Below are 17,613 nucleotides of genomic sequence, written 5' to 3' on the forward strand. Positions count from 1 at the left end.
GTTCGCGGGGGCGATCGGACGCAGCGTCTGCGGCCATCCCTGCGCGGGGTGGCCGCAGAACTGTTTCTTCACGAGAGTTGAGCACATGAGCGTCACAAATCGCAGAATCGTCCTGGCCGGAGCCACGAGCCCCTCGGGCCTCACCCTCGCGCGTGCACTCGTGGACGCGGGTGCCCGGGTGATCGCGACCGGCCGATCGGCGGAGCGACTGGACTCGCTGCGCGCAGTCGGCGCGCACGTCGAGGTGGCGGATGCGACGTCGCTCGAGTCCATGGCAGACCTCGCATCACGCCTCGACGCGGTCGATGCCGTGATTCCCCTGGTCGGTGGCTGGCGCGGCGGCGGCGGACTCGCCGGACAGACCGACGACGACCTGGACGCCCTCCTGCCGGCATTCCGGGCCGTGCGCGCGACCAGTCGTGCGTTCGACTCCGCCCTGCGGGCATCGGACGCAGGCCGTTTCGCGATCGTCTCGTCGACTGCAGTGGGTCGTCCGCTGGCCGGAGGGGCGAATTACGCGGCGGTGAAGGCGGCGAGCGAGGCCTGGGCACGCGCAGTGGCGCAGGGGTTCGCGAAGGCGGCACGGGATGCCGAGGAGCCGCTGCGCGCGGCATCCGTCGTCTTCCGGGCCAAGGCCCTGGACCCGGACTCGCTCGTCCCGCGAGTGCTCGCCCTGTGGGACGCCGAGGCCGCCGCTCTCAACGACCAGGTCGTCGCGCTCGACTGATCCGCACAGCGCGTCGGGTCAGCGACGCGCCTCGGGCACTTCGGGGGGCGTTCCTCGGAGCGGCGGCGGAGCCTCGACGGTCGACTCCGCCGCAGAGCGTTCGCCTTCGCCTTCGCCTTCGCCAGGATTCTGCTCGGGTGCGTTCGCGTAGAGCTCTGTGAGCTTGCGATACGACTTCGTGAAGAACGCCAGCGTCGCGGCGATCACCATGATGATGCCCGCGAACAGGCAGATCAGGGCGATGCCGCGAGCGTCGCCCTCGCCCAGCAGCCACTCCCACTGCTGCTGTCCCTCGGGCGTCTTCATGTACGGGATGATCAGGAACTCCGCGATCGGAGCGATCAGGAACGCCGTGATCGGAGCGGCCGCCGCTTCCATCGCCGCGGCGACGCCGAAGACACGTCCCTGCCGGTCGTACCGGACCACCTTCTGGATGATCGTCTGCTCGGCCGCCTCGACGGGCGGCACGAGGGCCATGTAGATCCACATGCCGATGACGTAGAGCGGCCACCATTCGCGCAGCATGAAGACGGACCCCAGGACTCCCATCGCGATCACGACCAGCAGCAGGGTGCGCATGGGTTTCGGTCCGAGACCGAACTTCGCCACGAGCCCGCCGCCGATGAGGAACCCGGTCGACGCGAACGCCAGGGCGAACCCCCACATCTGCGCATCGAAGAGAGTCAGGCCGTAGGGATCCATCAACGCCATGTACACGCCGCCGATGAGGTTGTTGAACGTCGAGAAGATGATCAGCGCGAACAGTCCCGGGGCCAGCCGGATCGCCGTCACGCTGCCGCGGAAGTCGAGGGCGCTCTTGGCATCGGGGTCGGGCTGCGGTGCACCCTCGGGGATGCGGATGAAGAGCAGGTGCACGAAGGTGAGCACCATCGCCCCGATCGCGATCGCGAGCGTCCATCCCATGCCCAGGAAGCCGATCGACAGACCGGAGAAGACGCTCGTCACGAGGAACGCGAGTCCCTGCACCGTGCCGACCAGGCCGTTGGCGTTGGCCCGCCGGTCTTCGGGCACGAGCAGCGTGACGGTCGTCGAGAGCGCGATGTTGCGCAGCTGCTCGATCACCCCGCCGAACAGGATGATCGCCGAGAAGAGCCAGAACCACGGCCCGCCGAGGTCGAGCAGCTCGGCCTCGGGCTGCCAGACGTAGAGGACGCCGGCTATCAGGAACGCCACCGCGGAGATGACGCTCGAGAGCAGCATGACCGTGTGCTTGCGGTTGCGATCGACGATCGTGCCGAAGATCATCGCGAAGAAGGCGATGAACAGCATGTACGCGCCGCCGATGACGCCGGTCGCGAGCACGGACTGCGTCTCGATGTAGACCCAGAAGGTCAGCGCGAACCACAGGAAACTCGTCGTCACGTTCGCGATGAGCGTGTTGACGAGGACGTTCGCGAAGGCGGTCTTCGCAGCGGTGCGCTCCATGAGTTCGAGGGTAGGCGGGGGCACGGACATTCGGAAGGCCGGTCGATCGGCCACGGCATCCGCCGCCGACATCCGGCAATAGGCTTGTGCGGTGACTATTCAGCATGATCCCGCGGTCCGTGGCTTCGCCAGCGACAACTATTCCGGTGTCCACCCCGAGGTCCTGACGGCCATCGCCGCGGCGAACGGCGGCCACCAGGTCGCGTACGGCGAGGACGCCTACACCGCACGTCTGCAAGAGGTGTTCCGCACGCACTTCGGCGAGGGCGTCCAGGCGTTCCCCGTGTTCAACGGCACCGGAGCGAACGTCACCGGTCTGCAGTCGATGCTCCCCCGCTGGGGCGCCGTGGTCGCGGCATCCTCTGCGCACATCAACGTCGACGAGGGCGGAGCGCCCGAGAAGATCGGCGGGTTCAAGATCCTCGCCGTGCCGACCGACGACGGCAAGCTCACCCCCGAGCTGGTCGACCGCGAGGCCTGGGGCTGGGGCGACGAGCACCGCGCGCAGCCCCTCGTGGTCTCGATCACCCAGTCGACCGAGCTCGGCACTCTGTACTCCGTCGACGAGATCCGTGCGCTCGCCGACCACGCGCACGAACGAGGAATGACCCTGCACCTCGACGGCGCCCGCATCTCGAACGCGGCCGCCGCGCTCGACCTGCCGCTGCGTGCGTTCACCCGCGACGCCGGCGTCGACGTGCTCAGCTTCGGCGGCACGAAGAACGGCGCCATGCTCGGCGAGGCCATCGTGGTGCTGAACCCCGAGGCGTCGAACGGACTGCAGTACTCGCGCAAGTTCAACATGCAGCTGTCGTCGAAGATGCGCTTCGTCTCGGCGCAGCTGATCGCCCTGCTCGAGGGCGACCTGTGGCTGCGCAACGCCCGGCACGCGAACGCCATGGCACAGCGCCTGCGCGGCGAGATCGAGACGGGCATCTCCGCCGGAGAGATCGCCGGCGTCACGTTCACGCAGCCGACCCAGGCGAACGGCGTCTTCGCACAGCTGCCCGACGGCGTCGCCGACCGGCTGCGCGAGAAGTTCCGCTTCTACGACTGGGATGCCGCGCGCAACGAGGTCCGGTGGATGTGCGGCTTCGACACCGAGGAGTCGGACGTCGACGAGTTCGTCGCCGAGCTCGCGCGTCTCACGACGCGCTGAGCGGATCGACTAGCGCAGCAGGCCGAGGTTCGCGAGCGCCAGCCGGATGAGGGTGCCGCGTCCCCCCTCCATCTCGGCGGCGACCGCGTCGGACGCCGCGGCCTCGGGCGAGAACCACGTGACCTCGAGGGCATCCTGGCGCGGCTCGCACGTGCCGGTGACCGGCACCACGTATGCGAGCGACACGGCGTGCTGACGGTCGTCGTGGTAGGCGCTGACACCCGGGATCGGGAAGTACTCGGCGACCGTGAAGGGCAGCGGCTGGGGCGGCAGCAGCGGGAACGCCATCGGGCCCAGATCGTTCTCGACGTGCCGGAACAGCGCATCGCGGATCGTCTCGCCGAACCGCACGCGACCCGAGACGATGGTGCGGGTCATCTCGCCCATCGGCGTCGAGCGCAGCAGGATGCCGATCTCGGTCACCTGCCCTGAGCCGTCGGTCCTCACCGGGATCGCCTCGACATAGAGCATCGGCAGGTGGCGCCGCGCCTCCGCCAACTCGAAGTCGCTCAACCACCCGGGGTTGGAGTCGCGTGAGGGCTGTGCGGCGCCGAAGCCCTCGATGCCGTCGTCGGGCTCGGGGTCGGGATCAGGTGTGCGGACGGCCATGTCTCCTTTCTACCAGCAGCGCCCTCGCCCTGACACCGACTCGAGGCCACGTCCGGCATACGATCCGACGATCATCGGCCGCGCATGTCGGAGGGCGCTGGCAGGATGGGACCGTGAGCGAAGAACTGATGATCGACGGGCTTCTCACGCGCTGGTCCGCGGACGATCGCGCGGGAATGCCGCTGCTGGTGCTGCTGCACGGCTACGGCGCCGACGAGCATGACCTGTTCGGGCTCGTCCCCTATCTCCCCGACGGCATCGCGGTCGCCTCCGTCGCCGCGCCGCTCGCTCCGCCGTGGCCGATGCCCGGGCGCTCCTGGTACGCCATCGAGGGTCTCGACGGCCGCAGCTCCGCATCCGTCACCGTCGCCGCAGAGGCCTTCCTGCGCTGGCTCGACGATGCCCGAGCCGATGCGCCGACCGTGGCACTCCTCGGGTTCTCGCAAGGCGCCGCCGTCGCGCTCCAGGCCCTGCGCCTCGCTCCGCACAGCGTCGACACCGTGGTGGCCCTGAGCGGTTACGCCGCGCCCGGCGATCTGCCCGCAGACGAAGCGCTGGTGGAGTCCCGCCCGCAGGTCTTCTGGGGCAGAGGCACCAACGACCAGGTGATCCCCGAGGCGCTCATCGCGCATACCGCCGAGTGGCTTCCGGCGCACTCCGAGCTGTCCGGACGCGTCTACACCGGGCTCACGCACAGCATCTCGGAAGAGGAACTCCGAGACGTGCACACATTCCTCACGAAGTGGCTGGAGCGCTCGACCGAGGCGTGACGCGCCCCACACGCCTCCGCGACACGCCCGGGGTTGCGCGCGAGCGACACGCCCGGGTATCGTCGTGGAGTCCTGTCCGCCGTGTCTGGAAGTCCTTTGATCTGATCCGTCGCCTCCGCGCTCATCTTTCCGCGCGCTGACCCGACGATCGCCGACTCCACGGCAGACCACCGCCCGCTGTCCATCGACAGCGACCCGCTCAGACGGGTCCTCGGGCGACCGGTGTCAGTGCACCCTCGCACTCGACAGGAGACACCATGTCCGTCCCCACTCTTCACTCATCGGTCACCCTCGACCGACTCACCTTCACCTGGCCCGACGGCACGTCAGCACTCGACTCGGTCTCCGGATCGTTCGGATCCGGTCGCACCGGCCTCGTCGGTCGCAACGGTGCCGGAAAATCCACGCTGCTGCGGCTGATGGCGGGAGAACTGGTCCCGACGGCCGGACACCTCACCACCACGGGCGAGGTCGCCTACCTGCCCCAGCAGCTCACGCTCGACGTCGACCGTCGGGTCGCCGAGCTCCTCGGCGTCGCCCCCGCGCTCGATGCGGTGCGTGCGATCGGCGCGGGCGATGTCGATCAGGCGCACTTCGACGCGGTCGGCGACGACTGGGACATCGAAGCGCGCGCGGAGATGTCCCTGGCAGACGCCGGGCTCGCTCCGGAGTTCCTCGATCGCAGGGTCGGGGAGCTGTCGGGAGGCGAGGCCGTGCTCGTCGCGATCGCCGGCATCCGCCTGCGACGCGCGCCCATCACCCTGCTCGACGAGCCGACCAACAACCTCGACCGCGACGCCCGCGCGAGACTCGCGGCCATGGTCAGGTCGTGGAAGGGCACGCTCATCGTGGTCAGTCACGACCTGTCACTGCTCGAGCTCATGGACGACACCGCCGAGCTCTACGCCCAGACGCTGAGCGTGTTCGGCGGACCGTATTCGGAATGGCGCGCCTGGTTGGACGCCGAACAGGAGGCGGCGAGGCAGGCCGAGGTCACGGCGAAGCAGGAGTTCCGGAAGGAGAAGCGCCAGCGAATCGATGCCGAGGTCAAGCTCGCCCATCGCGCTCGCACGGCGAAGAAGGCCGAGATCGAGAAGCGGGTGCCGAAGATCATCGCCCACGGCCGCAAGATGGCGGCCGAGGTCTCGGCGGGCCGGCTGCGCACCGAGGTGGGCGCGAAGGAAGATGCCGCCCGAGCAGCCCTCGACGAGGCCGGACGGCGTCTGAGGTCTGATGCATCGATGAAGATCGAGCTGCCGGATCCGCAGGTGTCGCGCAGTCGTCGCATCGCGACGATCGGCGACGGCGAGAGAACGTGGATCATCCAGGGCCCCGACCGGGTCGCGCTGATCGGGCGCAACGGCGCAGGGAAGACCACGCTGCTCGAACGGCTGGTGACAGACGCCGGCCCTGACTCCGGAGCGCGGCTCGTCGCGACGCCTCACACCGACCGCATCGGATACCTGCCGCAGCGGGTCGACGGGCTCGACGACGGCCGGTCGGTGTTCGAGAACATCGCGGATGCCGCGCCGCAGGTGCCCGAGAAGGAGCTGCGCAACCGACTCGCGAGGTTCCTCATCCGAGGGGCCACCGCCGAGCGGCCGGTCGGCGCGCTGTCAGGCGGCGAGCGCTTTCGCGTGGCTCTGGCGACGCTGCTGCTCACCGACCCCGCTCCGCACCTGGTGGTGCTGGATGAGCCGACGAACAACCTCGACATCGACACGGTCGATCAGCTGGTCGACGCGCTGCGTGCCTACCGCGGCGCGGTGCTCGTCGTCAGCCATGACGACGCGTTCCTCGCTCGTCTCGACCTGGGGCTCACGCTCGAGATCGGGGCCGACGGGTCGCTGACGGCGAGGTGATCTCCGTCGCGTCGGCTCCGCTGACCGCGCTCCCGTGGTCCCCGGTGTGCGAGGCCATGCCTACCGCATGGCCTCGCACCGGGACAATGGCGGAGCCGATGTCGGTGGCACAGGCGATGATGGAGGGATGAGCGACGTGCTCGACCGTTTCACCCCTGCCACACAAGATTGGTTCCGGGGTGCGTTTCCCGAACCCACGCCCGCTCAGGCCGGTGCGTGGAATGCGATCTCGGCCGGCAAGCACGCGCTCGTCGTCGCGCCGACAGGGTCGGGCAAGACGCTGTCGGCGTTCCTCTGGGCGATCGACAGCGTGTTCCGGGAGCGCAGCGAGCAGCCGGCACCCTCCACGACGCGCACGAAATCCGCAGACGCCTCGCGCACGCGCATCCTCTACATCTCGCCGCTGAAGGCGCTCGGCGTCGACGTCGAACGCAACCTGCGCTCGCCTCTCATCGGCATCGGCCAGTCGGCGAGGCGGCTCGGCGTCGAGGCCCCCTCCGTGACGGTCGGCGTCCGCTCGGGCGACACGACCTCGAGCGATCGCCGCAAGCTGGTGTCCGATCCGCCCGACATCCTCATCACGACTCCCGAGTCTCTGTATCTGATGCTCACGAGTCGCGCCGGCGAGACCCTGCGCGACGTGCACACGGTCATCATCGACGAGGTGCACGCTGTCGCCGCGACCAAGCGCGGCGCCCACCTCGCGGTGAGCCTCGAGCGTCTCGACGCCCTGCGTCGGATCCACGGCCACGACGAACCCGCGCAGCGCATCGGCCTGTCGGCCACCGTCCGTCCGATCGACGAGGTCGCGCGGTTCCTCGGGGGCGCCGCACCGGTCGAGATCGTCGCCCCGCCGGCGTCCAAGACGTTCGAGCTGGGCGTCGTGGTGCCGATGGACGACATGACCAACCCGCCACCCCCGCCCGGCGCGCCGAAGGATGCCGCTGACGTGGCCGATGCGGACTACACCGAGGTCACCGGCTCCGTGTGGCCGCACGTCGAGGAGGCGATCGTCGATCGCATTCTGCAGAACAAGTCGACCATCGTGTTCTCGAACTCGCGCCGCCTGGCCGAGCGCCTCACCGGCCGACTGAACGAGATCTACTCCGAGCGCATCGGCGTCGCGCTGCCGGAGTCCTCCGTTCCGGCGGCGATGATGGCCCAGGCCGGCGCCACAGCCGGGGCCGACCCGGTGCTCGCCAAAGCGCACCACGGCTCGGTCTCCAAAGAGCAGCGCGCGCAGGTGGAGGAGGAGCTGAAGTCCGGCGTGCTGCGCTGCGTGGTCGCGACCAGCAGTCTCGAGCTCGGCATCGACATGGGTGCGGTCGACCTGGTGATCCAGGTCGAGGCACCGCCGTCGGCGGCCTCCGGTCTGCAGCGCGTCGGGCGGGCAGGTCACCAGGTCGGCGAGATCAGCCGCGCCGCGCTCTTCCCCAAGCACCGGGGCGACGTGCTGCACACCGCGATCGTCACCGAGCGGATGCTGGCGGGCAAGATCGAGGCGATCCAGGTGCCGCGCAATCCGCTCGACATCCTCGCCCAGCAGACGGTCGCCGCCAGCGCGCTCGGGGAGATCAGCGTCGAGGAGTGGTTCGAGACCGTCCGCCGTTCGGCTCCGTTCCAGTCGCTCCCCCGCTCGGCCTACGAGGCGACGCTCGACCTGCTCGCCGGACGCTTCCCCTCCGACGAGTTCGCCGAGCTCCGCCCTCGCCTGGTGTGGGACAGAGACGCCGGCACGCTGACGGGGCGCCCGGGCGCGCAGCGCATCGCCGTCACCAGCGGCGGCACGATCCCCGACCGCGGGCTCTTCGGCGTCTTCGTCGCCGGCGAGGCGACGGGAGCCCGCGTCGGCGAACTCGATGAAGAGATGGTCTACGAGTCGCGCGTGGGCGACGTCTTCACGCTCGGCACGACGAGTTGGCGCATCGCCGAGATCACGCACGACCGGGTCAACGTCATCCCGGCCTACGGTCAGCCAGGCAAGGTGCCGTTCTGGCACGGCGACGGAATCGGACGGCCGTTCGAGCTCGGCGAGGCGCTCGGGAAGTTCTCCCGTGAAGTGTCGGGGGCGACTCCCGAGAAGGCGGCGCAGCGGCTCATCGAGGCCGGGCTCGACGAGCAGGCGCGGATGAACCTCATGGCGCACCTGACCGAGCAGCGCGAGGCCACCGGAACGCTGCCGACCGATCGCACGCTGACGGTCGAGCGCGGGCGCGACGAGGTCGGCGACTGGCGGGTCATCCTCCATTCCCCGTACGGCATGAAGGTGCACGCACCCTGGGCGTTGGCGATCAACGCGCGCATCCGGGAACGACTCGGAGTGGAGGGCTCGGCGGTCGCGAGCGACGACGGCATCATCGTGCGCATTCCGGATGCCGAGGCCGAGCCGCCCGGGGCCGAGCTCTTCGTGTTCGACCCGGATGAGCTCGAGCAGCTCGTCACGCAGGAGGTCGGAGGCTCGGCACTGTTCGCGTCGCGCTTCCGCGAGTGCGCCGCCCGCGCGCTGCTGATGCCGCGCATGAATCCGAACAAGCGCACCCCGCTGTGGCAGCAGCGCCAGCGGTCGGCGCAGCTGCTCGAGGTGGCGCGAAGGCACCCGACCTTCCCCGTGATCCTCGAGACTCTCCGCGAGGTGCTGCAGGACGTATACGATCTCCCCTCGCTCCGCAGGCTGGCCGTGTCGATCGCCGATCGACGCATCCGACTCGTCGAGACCCAGCCGTCTCAGCCCTCGCCGTTCGCGCGCGACCTGCTGTTCGGCTACGTGGGCGCGTTCATGTACGAGGGCGACTCCCCGCTCGCCGAGCGGCGGGCGGCAGCGCTCTCGGTCGACCCCGCGCTGCTCGGCGAGCTTCTGGGCACGGTCGAGCTGCGGGAGCTGCTCGACCCCGAGGTCATCGCCCAGTTCGAGAGAGAGGCCCAGCGACTCGACCCCGAGCGACGAGCGCGAGGCCTCGAGGGCGTCGCCGACCTGCTGCGGATGCTCGGTCCGATGGACGCCGCCGAGATCGACGCACGGCTCGATCCCGAGACCGGTTCGGCATCCGACCACCTCGACGCTCTGATCGCCGCCCGTCGTGCGATCACCGTCACGGTGGCCGGCACCACGCGGGTGGCGGCGATCGAAGACGCAGGTCGACTGCGCGACGCGCTCGGTGCGGCGCTGCCCACGGGCATCCCCGTCGCGTTCCTCGAACCGCTCGCCGATCCCCTCGGCGACCTCGTCGCACGTTACGCCCGCACGCACGGGCCCTTCACGACGGATGCCGTCGCCACGCGCTTCGGTCTCGGCGCCGCCGTCGCGAGGCACACGCTGCAGAGGCTCGAGCACTCCGGCCGGCTGACCAGCGGCTACTTCCTGCCCGAAGCGTCGGGCACCGGAAACGAGACCGAATGGTGCGACACCGAGGTGCTGCGCCGCCTGCGGATGCGGTCGCTCGCCGCGATCAGGGGCAGCGTCGAGCCCGTGTCGCCCGAGGCGTATGCGCGATTCCTGCCCGACTGGCAGCACCTCGGCCGTCCGCTCGAGGGGGTCGACGGCGTGCTCGCCGTGATCGAGCAGTTCGCCGGTGTGCCGGTTCCCGCCAGCGCCTGGGAGTCGCTCGTGCTGCCATCGCGGGTGCGCGACTACTCCCCCGCCCTGCTCGACGAGCTGACGGCCGCGGGCGAGGTGATCTGGTCGGGTCATGGCACGCTCCCGGGCCGCGACGGCTGGGTCTCGCTGCATCCCGCAGACCTCGCGCCCTTCACCCTGCCCGAACCCGACGACGAGATCGCCGCCGACTCCCTCGAGGCGCGGGTGCTCACCGCCCTCGACGCGGGCGGCGCGTACTTCGCCAGCCAGCTGAAGGAGATGACCGGCGCCGACAACGAGCAGTCCGTGCTCGAGGCGCTGTGGGCGCTGACCTGGGCCGGCCGGGTCACCAACGACACGTTCGCCCCGATCCGGTCGCTGCTGGCCGGAGGCTCTCAGGCTCACCGGGTCACGCGACGCGCACCGCGCACGCGCACCTACCGCGGCATGTCGCTGGCGCGCACCGCTCCCCGCCCCACGTCGATCGGCGGGCGCTGGTCGCTGCTCCCCTCCATCGACACGGATGCCGCGCGTCGCGCGACCGTCACCGCCGGGCTGCTGCTCGACCGCTACGGCGTCGTCACCCGCGGCGCGGTGCAGGCCGAGGGCGTGCCGGGCGGATTCGCTCAGACGTACCGCGTGCTCGCCGGTTTCGAAGAGGCTGGGCACTGCCGCCGCGGCTACGTGATCGAGAGGCTCGGTGCGGCGCAGTTCGCGGCATCCGCCACCGTCGACCGCCTCCGCACGTTCGCCGGACTCGCCGACCCGCCCCCGCGGAAGGCCGTCACGCTCGCCGCGACCGACCCGGCCAACCCCTATGGCGCAGCTCTCGGGTGGCCCAAGCGCGACGACGTCTCGCATCGACCGGGGCGCAAGGCCGGCGGCCTGGTCGTGATCGTCGACGGCTCGCTCGTGCTCTACCTCGAACGCGGTGGGCGCACGGTGCTGTGCTTCACCGACGATGCCGAGGCGCTGCGCGCCGCAGCGACCGACCTGGCGACGACCGCCCGAGAGCGACGCCTCGACACCCTCACGGTCGAGAAGGTCAACGGCGAGGGCGTGTACGGCACCGAGCTCGCTCTCGCTCTGCAGGAGTCCGGGTTCGTCGCCACCCCCCGCGGCTACACGCTGCGCAAGGCGATCTGACCGACGTGACGACTGCGACTTCTAGGCTGGACGCATGATCGCGGAGTTCATCGACGGTGTCCGCACCCTGCTGCGCGGCTTCGGCACCTGGCGACGCCGACCAGGGCTCATGGCCCTGGGTCTCGTCCCCGGCCTCATCGCGGCGCTGGTGCTGCTCGCGGGACTCGTGCCGCTGGCTCTGTCGCTCGGGCCGATCTCCGACGGTCTCACCCCCTTCGCCGACGGATGGATCCCGGCGTGGCGCACCGCGTTGCGCGCCGCGGTCGGCATCGTGATCTTCGCCGCAGCGCTCGCCCTCGCGAGCGCCGTGTTCAGCGCCCTCGCCCTGACGATCGGCGACCCGTTCTATCAGCGCATCTGGCGTGCGGTCGAGGCCGATCTCGGTGATGCACCGCCCTCCGACGGCGGCGGATTCTGGATGGCGGTGGGTGAGGGACTGCGCCTGGTGGTCCTCGGCATCCTGATCGCGATCGTGGTTCTGCTGCTCGGCCTCATCCCTCTCGTCGGAGGCTTCCTCGGGGCGGTCGGCGGCGTCGTGCTGTCGGGACGGATGCTGGCGCGCGAACTCACCGGGCGGGCGTTCGATGCCCGCGACCTCACCCCCGCCGACCGCGCCCTGCTGTTCCGGGGCAGTCGTGCCCGTGTGCTCGGCTTCGGCGTCGCCACGCAGCTGTGCTTCCTGATTCCCGGCGGGGCGGTCGCGGTCATGCCCGCCGCCGTCGCGGGCGCGACGACCCTCGCGCGCACCATGCTCGAGCGTTCCCCGCTGCCACAGCACTCACCACAGCACTCACCACAGCACAGCCCCGCGGCGCCTCCTCTGCCGCCACCCGGACCGGGGAACGCCTGATGCCCGAGGGCGATACCGTCTTCCGCACCGCCAGACGTCTCGAGGAGGCGCTGGTCGGCGGCGAGGTGGCGCGCTTCGACCTTCGGGTCCCGCGCTTCGCGACGCTCGACCTGACGGGCCAGCCGATCGTCGCATCGATCCCGCGGGGCAAGCACCTGCTGCTGCGCATCGGCGACAGCACGCTGCATTCCCATCTGCGCATGGACGGAGCGTGGCTCGTCTATCGAGCGGGCGAGAAGTGGCGGCATCCGGCGTTCAAGGTGCGCGCGATCGTCGGCACGGCGCAGCGCGAAGCCGTGGGCATCGACCTGGCCGAGATCGAGGTGGTGCCGACCCGCGACGAAGACGAGCTCGTGGGGTATCTCGGCCCCGATCCGCTCGGTCCGGACTGGGATCCCGTCGAGGCGGCGAGGCGGGTGAGCGCCGACACCCGCAGCATCCACGTCGCCCTCCTCGATCAGCGCAACGTCGCAGGGTTCGGCAATGAATACGCGGCGGAACTCCTGTTCCTGCGCGGAATCCTGCCGACGACCCCGGCACCCGAGGTCGACATGCCCGCGCTGCTCGACCTCGGTGTGCGAACGATTCGCGCGAACCGCGATCGTCGCCATCGCACCTTCACCGGGGTCGACCGCCCCGGTCAGGGAACCTGGGTGTACGGACGTGCCGGACGCCCATGCCGCCGCTGCGGAACCGTCATCCGACGGGGCGAGCAGGGCGCGGATCCGACCCGCGAGAGGATCACATTCTGGTGCCCCGTGTGTCAGCGATGACCCGCATCCATGCTCGGGAATGAATCGGGCATCCCCGTGGTTGTTGATATATCCGGAGAACTCCGGAACACGGGAGGAATCGTGGGAAAGAACTACGTCGACATCGAGAACGACCAGGGCGCCACGCTGCGGTACCGCAAGCACGCCAACGGTCGTGGTCTCGTCGCGCACGGCGCGAAAGTCCATCCGAAGGCGCACGTCGAAGCAGGCGCTTACATCGAACCGGGCGCCCGTATCGGCGCGGGGGCGACCATCGCGCGCGGCGCGTGGATCGAACCGGATGCCGTGATCGGCGAGGGTGCGCACGTCGACGCGCACGCACACATCGGCCAGGGTGCCGCGGTCGGAGACGGCGCGCACATCGGCGTCCGCACGGAGGTCGGAGCGGGAGCGCGCATCGTGCGCGGAGCACGCATCGGCGACGACGAGACGGTCGCCGCCGGACTGACGGTCGCCACCGACCCGAAGGGGCTGTGGCTCGCGGCCTGACCACGGCCACGGCTCCTGTCGTCTCGCGGCACGCTCCGGGTACCCTGGACCACATGGCGACTCAGGGACGACGGCCGGCGGGACGCGCCGGCAAGGGCTCGCCCGTGCGGCGCAACAAGGCCGCACCGGCTCAGCGGTTCCCGCCGCCCAAGCCGCCGAAGAAGACCGCCAAGGTTGTGTTCGATGCGCCGGACGCCGAACCCGAGCAGCCTCGCACGTTCCGACTCGGGGTCGTGCCCGGCGCCACTCCGGGCAAGTGGATCGACGCGTGGAAGCAGCGGATGCCGCATGTCCCCGTCGAGCTGATCACGATCACCGTCGCCGCGCAGCGCGAGGCGATCGACGACCTCGACGCGGCGCTGGTGCGTCTGCCGCTGCCTGACGAGGGCCTGCACGTCATCACCCTCTACGACGAGGTGCCGGTGGTGGTCGCCTCGATCGAGTCGCACCTGCTCGCGGCCGATGAGCTGACCGTCGACGACCTGTCGGGCGAGATCGTGATGGTCCCGGCCGACGGTCCGCTCGGTCCGATCGACATCCCGGGTGCTCGCACGCCCGCTTTCGCACCACTGTCCGTCGCCGACGCGATCACCACCGCTGCGACCGGCACCGGGATCGTGATCGTCCCGATGTCGCTCGCACGGCTGCACCACCGCAAGGATGTCGACCACCGGCCTCTGATCGACGGTCCGTCGTCGACCGTCGCCCTGGCCTGGCGCCGCGACCACACGACCCCCGATGTCGAGACGTTCATCGGCATCGTGCGCGGTCGCACCTCCAACTCCTCCCGATGACGCGAGAGCGACGGCTGACCCGAGCGCGAGCGCTGGCGACGTCGACCGTGGCCCGTCGTCGTTAGACTCTCGGGGTGGTCTCGCTTCTCTACGTCTGTGTGCGCCCCGAACTCGGGGCGGCGGATGCCGAGCACGCCTCGTTCCGACGGGCGCTCGGCGTCGACGTCGTCGACCGCCTCGATCTCCTCACCGAGCGCCTCGACCCTGCTCGCCTCTCGCGATACAGCGGTGTCGTCGTCGGCGGCTCGCCCTTCAACGTGAGCGACCTCGAGAAATCCGCCGTGCAGCTCAGGGTCGAAGCCGATCTCGAGCACATCGCCCGGCTCGCGATGGAGTCGCAGATCGCCGCCTTCTTCACCTGCTTCAGCATCGGAGTTGTGACGCGGATGCTCGGCGGCCAGGTCACCTCGGACACCCCCGAGTCGGCGAGCGCGACGGTCATCGAGACCACCGCGGCCGGCGCTGCGGACCCGGTCTTCGGTCCGAGTGCCCCGGCACTCACGGTCTTCACCGCCCACAAGGAGAGCGCGGCGGCGCTGCCGGAGGGTGCGGTGCTGCTCGCCACCAACGACACCTGTCCCGTGCAGGCCTACCGGGTGGGCTCGCACCTCTACACGGCGCAGTTCCATCCGGAGCCGACCCCGCGGGATTTCGCCGACCGGATGACGTTCTATCGCACGACCGGGTACTTCGACCCCGATGAGTTCGACCTCGTGCAGGGTCAGGTGCTCGCTGCATCGGTGACCGAGGGCGCGGCGCTGCTGCGTCGTTTCGCTCAGACGTTCGCCGCAGCCTAACCGCGCGACAGCTCGACTCGTTCGCGAAGGTATGCCTCGAGCGGCATCCATCCGCCCGCGGTGCTCCAGCGCACGGAGGGCACCGTCTCGATCATCGCCAGAGGCCCTGACGCTCCGCCGGCGTCCACCGCGGCGAGGTCGATCTCCGACCATCCGATGTGCACGACGTCGCCCTCGTCGAATCCGCCCCGCAGCGCCAGGGCACGACGGGCTGCGCGCTCGCGTGCGGACTCCGCGGTGTAGCCGCGGCGTCCGGGATCCGCAGCCCGAAGCACCTCGGCCGTCGCGAGGGTGTGCGTCTCGGTGAGCAGCAGCACGCCGAGATGCCACGCCTCGCCCACCTTGACGATGCGGTGCCCGCGCCACCGCGACTCGCGCTCTTCGCCGAGTCCTTCCTTGGGCAGGCCGGCGAGCGCGTGCACGGCCTCGGCGATCAGCGCGGATGCCGTCGTCACAGTTCCCCCTGAGGCGTCTCGCGCACGAGTGTCGGTTCGACCAGTCGCGCCGCATCGCCGCGGAGCGTCATCCCGATCAGCGGGAACAGCAGCACCGACAGCATCCCCGCCCCGACGAGCGCGGCCGCCGTGCCGGTGTCGATCATCTTCTGATCCACACCGATCGCCGTCACGGCGACGATGATGGGCAGACCGGTGGCGGCGAGCAGCCCGATCGCCGCACGGTCCTTGGCGCGCGCACCGGACGGCGCCGACAGCTGGGCGGTCGTTCCGCGCAGCACCAGCAGGGCGACGAGGAACAGCGGCAGCATCAGCATCGCCGACGAGGATCCGGTGAGCGCCTGCAGGTCGAAGTTCACGCCCGTGTAGAGGAAGAAGATCGGCACGAGGAACCCGAAGGCGATGGCCTCGAGTTTGGTCTCCACAGCCGCGGCGTCCTTCTCGGGAGCGCGCGCCATGATGATGCGCCAGATGGCCCCCGCGACGAATGCGCCCAGCAGCATGTCGAGATCGAGCATGACGCTGAGGCCGACCAGCGATGCGATCAGCAGCAGCACGAACCGCACGCCGAACTGGTCGGAGGTGTGCAGAGTCGCGCGCACGAACGAGTGCAGTCGCCCGTGCGGCATCCTCCGCGCCATGAGCACCGCGAGACCCGCGAGCACGACGAAGGCGAGCAGCACGGCGGTGGCCAGCGGGGTGGTGCGCGTGCTGAGGAAGAGCGAGATCGCGATCAGCGGCAGGAACTCCCCGACGGCTCCGATCACGGTGACCGCTCGCCCGAACGGGGTGTCGGATTCCTTCGCATCCCGAAGGATCGGCATCAGGGTGCCGAGAGCGGTGGAGCTGAGGGCGATCGCGATCACGACCATCCCCTCGCCCGGCGCGAGGAAGAAGCCGATCCCGATCCCGAGCACCACGCTGATGGCCCATCCGATCGAAGCGCGGACGAGGGGCCGGCCGGCGACCGAACGGAAGTCGATCTCGGATCCGGCGATGAAGAAGAGCATCGCGAGGCCGAAGTCGCTGAGCTTCTCGAGGATGGGCGTCGGCTCGACCCAGCCGAGCACCGCTGGTCCTGCGAGAATCCCGAGGACGAGCTCGAAGACGATGATCGGCACGCGGATGAGGGGCCGGATGCCGCGCGCGAGCAGCGGCGCTGCCACGGCGAGCAGCGGGATCAGAACCAGCCCGAGATCGCCCGCGTCCACGCTCCCAGAGTAGCGACCCCTCGCGACGATTCGCCCGGTGGTCTCATCCACGGCAGAATCGATGCACACCCCCGAGGAGTCCCCATGTCTCAGCCCGACACCGCCCGCCTGCTGATCGCCTGCGATGATCAGCCCGGCATCGTCGCCGCCATCGCCGGCGTGCTCTCCGCGCACGGCGCGAACATCATCTCCCTCGACCAGCACTCCACCGACTCCGAGGGCGGTCGGTTCTTCCAGCGCACGGTGATCCACCTTCCCGGCCTCGCTGCCGCCCGAACGGCCCTCGAGGCCGACCTCGCCCCGGTCGCCGAGCGCTTCGGCATGGAGTGGTCGCTGCACGACACCGCCCGCCGCAAGCGCGTCGCGATCTTCGTGTCGAAGTACGACCACTGCCTGATGGAGCTGCTGTGGCGCACGCAGCGCGGCCAGCTCGACATCGACGTCACGATGGTCGTCTCCAACCACCCCGATCTCGCAGAGTCGGTGCGCTCGTTCGGAGTGCCCTTCGTGCACATCCCGTCGGGCGACAAGCAGGCGATGGAGCAGCGCCAGCTCGACCTGCTGCGCGGCAACGTCGATCTCGTCGTGCTCGCTCGGTACATGCAGATCCTCACCGACGACTTCATCGAGGGCCTCGGCGCCCCGATCATCAACATCCATCACTCGTTCCTGCCCGCGTTCATCGGGGCCAACCCGTATGCCAGGGCCAAGGACCGCGGTGTGAAGCTCATCGGAGCCACCGCGCACTATGCGACAGCGGATCTCGATGAGGGACCGATCATCGAGCAGGACGTCACCCGCGTCACGCATTCGGAGTCGGCCGCCGATCTGCAGCAGCGCGGCGCCGACGTCGAACGCCTCGTCCTGGCGCGTGCCGTCCAGTGGCATGCCGAGGACCGCGTGATCGTGCACGGCCGCTCGACCGTCATCCTCTGAGCGGGCGAGACCGGG

15 protein-coding genes are annotated in these 17,613 nt (G+C 70.0%); 11 read left to right on the plus strand and 4 right to left on the minus strand.

All coding sequences use genetic code 11. From position 1 onward, the window contains the following. Positions 1-85: 85 nt before the first annotated feature. On the plus strand, positions 86-727 hold the full coding sequence (locus AB0N61_RS02710; RefSeq protein ID WP_363361503.1) for an SDR family NAD(P)-dependent oxidoreductase: 642 nt from the start codon (positions 86-88) through the stop codon (positions 725-727). Positions 728-745: 18 nt separating this feature from the next. Here the strand turns inward: AB0N61_RS02710 and AB0N61_RS02715 are convergent, their stop codons facing one another. Then, the gene (locus AB0N61_RS02715; protein WP_363361504.1) at positions 746-2,173 is read right to left on the minus strand and encodes an MFS transporter; all 1,428 of its coding nucleotides are present in this window, start codon (positions 2,171-2,173) and stop codon (positions 746-748) included. Positions 2,174-2,264: 91 nt separating this feature from the next. Here AB0N61_RS02715 and AB0N61_RS02720 point away from each other — a divergent pair, with 91 nt between their 5' ends. After that, on the plus strand, positions 2,265-3,332 hold the full coding sequence (locus tag AB0N61_RS02720) for a low specificity L-threonine aldolase (protein ID WP_167948702.1): 1,068 nt from the start codon (positions 2,265-2,267) through the stop codon (positions 3,330-3,332). A 9-nt stretch (positions 3,333-3,341) separates the two neighbouring features. On the opposite strand, the gene AB0N61_RS02725 is transcribed toward AB0N61_RS02720, so the two are convergent. Next, the gene (locus tag AB0N61_RS02725) at positions 3,342-3,941 is read right to left on the minus strand and encodes an NUDIX hydrolase family protein (RefSeq protein WP_167948701.1); all 600 of its coding nucleotides are present in this window, start codon (positions 3,939-3,941) and stop codon (positions 3,342-3,344) included. 113 nt (positions 3,942-4,054) lie between these two features. On the opposite strand from AB0N61_RS02725, the gene AB0N61_RS02730 reads away from it, so the two are divergent. The 8 genes from AB0N61_RS02730 (at position 4,055) to AB0N61_RS02765 (ending at position 14,996) form a co-directional block, all read left to right on the plus strand. Continuing rightward, on the plus strand, positions 4,055-4,711 hold the full coding sequence (locus AB0N61_RS02730) for an alpha/beta fold hydrolase (RefSeq protein ID WP_363361507.1): 657 nt from the start codon (positions 4,055-4,057) through the stop codon (positions 4,709-4,711). Positions 4,712-4,968: 257 nt separating this feature from the next. Then, on the plus strand, positions 4,969-6,573 hold the full coding sequence (locus AB0N61_RS02735) for an ABC-F family ATP-binding cassette domain-containing protein (RefSeq protein WP_363361508.1): 1,605 nt from the start codon (positions 4,969-4,971) through the stop codon (positions 6,571-6,573). 127 nt (positions 6,574-6,700) lie between these two features. Further along, positions 6,701-11,293, plus strand: coding sequence for an ATP-dependent helicase (locus AB0N61_RS02740; RefSeq protein WP_363361511.1), 4,593 nt, complete (start codon positions 6,701-6,703; stop codon positions 11,291-11,293). A gap of 34 nt (positions 11,294-11,327) precedes the next feature. After that, complete coding sequence (locus tag AB0N61_RS02745) at positions 11,328-12,143, plus strand: EI24 domain-containing protein (RefSeq protein WP_363361513.1); 816 nt, start codon at positions 11,328-11,330, stop codon at positions 12,141-12,143. After that, entirely contained in the window at positions 12,143-12,916 is a 774-nt protein-coding gene (locus AB0N61_RS02750) for a DNA-formamidopyrimidine glycosylase family protein (protein WP_363361515.1), read from the plus strand. Before AB0N61_RS02745 ends, AB0N61_RS02750 begins: the two co-directional genes overlap by 1 nt. A gap of 81 nt (positions 12,917-12,997) precedes the next feature. After that, positions 12,998-13,405 (plus strand): DapH/DapD/GlmU-related protein, encoded by a 408-nt coding sequence (locus tag AB0N61_RS02755; RefSeq protein ID WP_042540126.1) that lies wholly within the window; start codon positions 12,998-13,000, stop codon positions 13,403-13,405. A gap of 53 nt (positions 13,406-13,458) precedes the next feature. Continuing rightward, a complete protein-coding gene (locus AB0N61_RS02760; protein ID WP_363361517.1) occupies positions 13,459-14,199 on the plus strand; it encodes a LysR substrate-binding domain-containing protein in 741 nt (246 codons plus the stop codon). A 74-nt stretch (positions 14,200-14,273) separates the two neighbouring features. After that, positions 14,274-14,996: a GMP synthase gene (locus tag AB0N61_RS02765; protein WP_363361519.1), complete on the plus strand. Its 723-nt coding sequence runs from the start codon at positions 14,274-14,276 to the stop codon at positions 14,994-14,996. Here the strand turns inward: AB0N61_RS02765 and AB0N61_RS02770 are convergent. Both AB0N61_RS02770 and AB0N61_RS02775 read right to left on the minus strand, forming a co-directional pair. Then, positions 14,993-15,451, minus strand: a complete 459-nt coding sequence (locus AB0N61_RS02770) for a glutaminase (RefSeq protein WP_167948695.1) — start codon at positions 15,449-15,451, stop codon at positions 14,993-14,995. The two genes, AB0N61_RS02765 and AB0N61_RS02770, sit on opposite strands and share 4 nt — an antisense overlap. Continuing rightward, complete coding sequence (locus AB0N61_RS02775) at positions 15,448-16,662, minus strand: cation:proton antiporter (protein ID WP_363361521.1); 1,215 nt, start codon at positions 16,660-16,662, stop codon at positions 15,448-15,450. The genes AB0N61_RS02770 and AB0N61_RS02775 overlap by 4 nt, the downstream gene beginning before the upstream one ends. Positions 16,663-16,746: 84 nt before the next feature. On the opposite strand from AB0N61_RS02775, the gene purU reads away from it, so the two are divergent. Continuing rightward, complete coding sequence (gene purU, locus AB0N61_RS02780) at positions 16,747-17,598, plus strand: formyltetrahydrofolate deformylase (protein WP_363361523.1); 852 nt, start codon at positions 16,747-16,749, stop codon at positions 17,596-17,598. Positions 17,599-17,613: the final 15 nt, after the last annotated feature.

Origin of the sequence: Microbacterium sp. NPDC089320, from assembly GCF_040684875.1 — a bacterium.
Taxonomy (GTDB): domain Bacteria; phylum Actinomycetota; class Actinomycetes; order Actinomycetales; family Microbacteriaceae; genus Microbacterium.

Excerpts from the sequence above, each read along its gene's own strand:
- AB0N61_RS02760 (WP_363361517.1), top strand. The coding sequence starts at position 13,459 with ATGGCGACTCAGGGACGACGGCCGGCGGGACGCGCCGGCAAGGGCTCG.
- AB0N61_RS02740 (WP_363361511.1), top strand. The coding sequence starts at position 6,701 with ATGAGCGACGTGCTCGACCGTTTCACCCCTGCCACACAAGATTGGTTC.
- AB0N61_RS02710 (WP_363361503.1), top strand. The coding sequence starts at position 86 with ATGAGCGTCACAAATCGCAGAATCGTCCTGGCCGGAGCCACGAGCCCC.
- AB0N61_RS02725 (WP_167948701.1), bottom strand. The coding sequence starts at position 3,941 with ATGGCCGTCCGCACACCTGATCCCGACCCCGAGCCCGACGACGGCATC.
- AB0N61_RS02750 (WP_363361515.1), top strand. The coding sequence starts at position 12,143 with ATGCCCGAGGGCGATACCGTCTTCCGCACCGCCAGACGTCTCGAGGAG.
- AB0N61_RS02715 (WP_363361504.1), bottom strand. The coding sequence starts at position 2,173 with ATGGAGCGCACCGCTGCGAAGACCGCCTTCGCGAACGTCCTCGTCAAC.
- AB0N61_RS02745 (WP_363361513.1), top strand. The coding sequence starts at position 11,328 with ATGATCGCGGAGTTCATCGACGGTGTCCGCACCCTGCTGCGCGGCTTC.
- purU (WP_363361523.1), top strand. The coding sequence starts at position 16,747 with ATGTCTCAGCCCGACACCGCCCGCCTGCTGATCGCCTGCGATGATCAG.
- AB0N61_RS02735 (WP_363361508.1), top strand. The coding sequence starts at position 4,969 with ATGTCCGTCCCCACTCTTCACTCATCGGTCACCCTCGACCGACTCACC.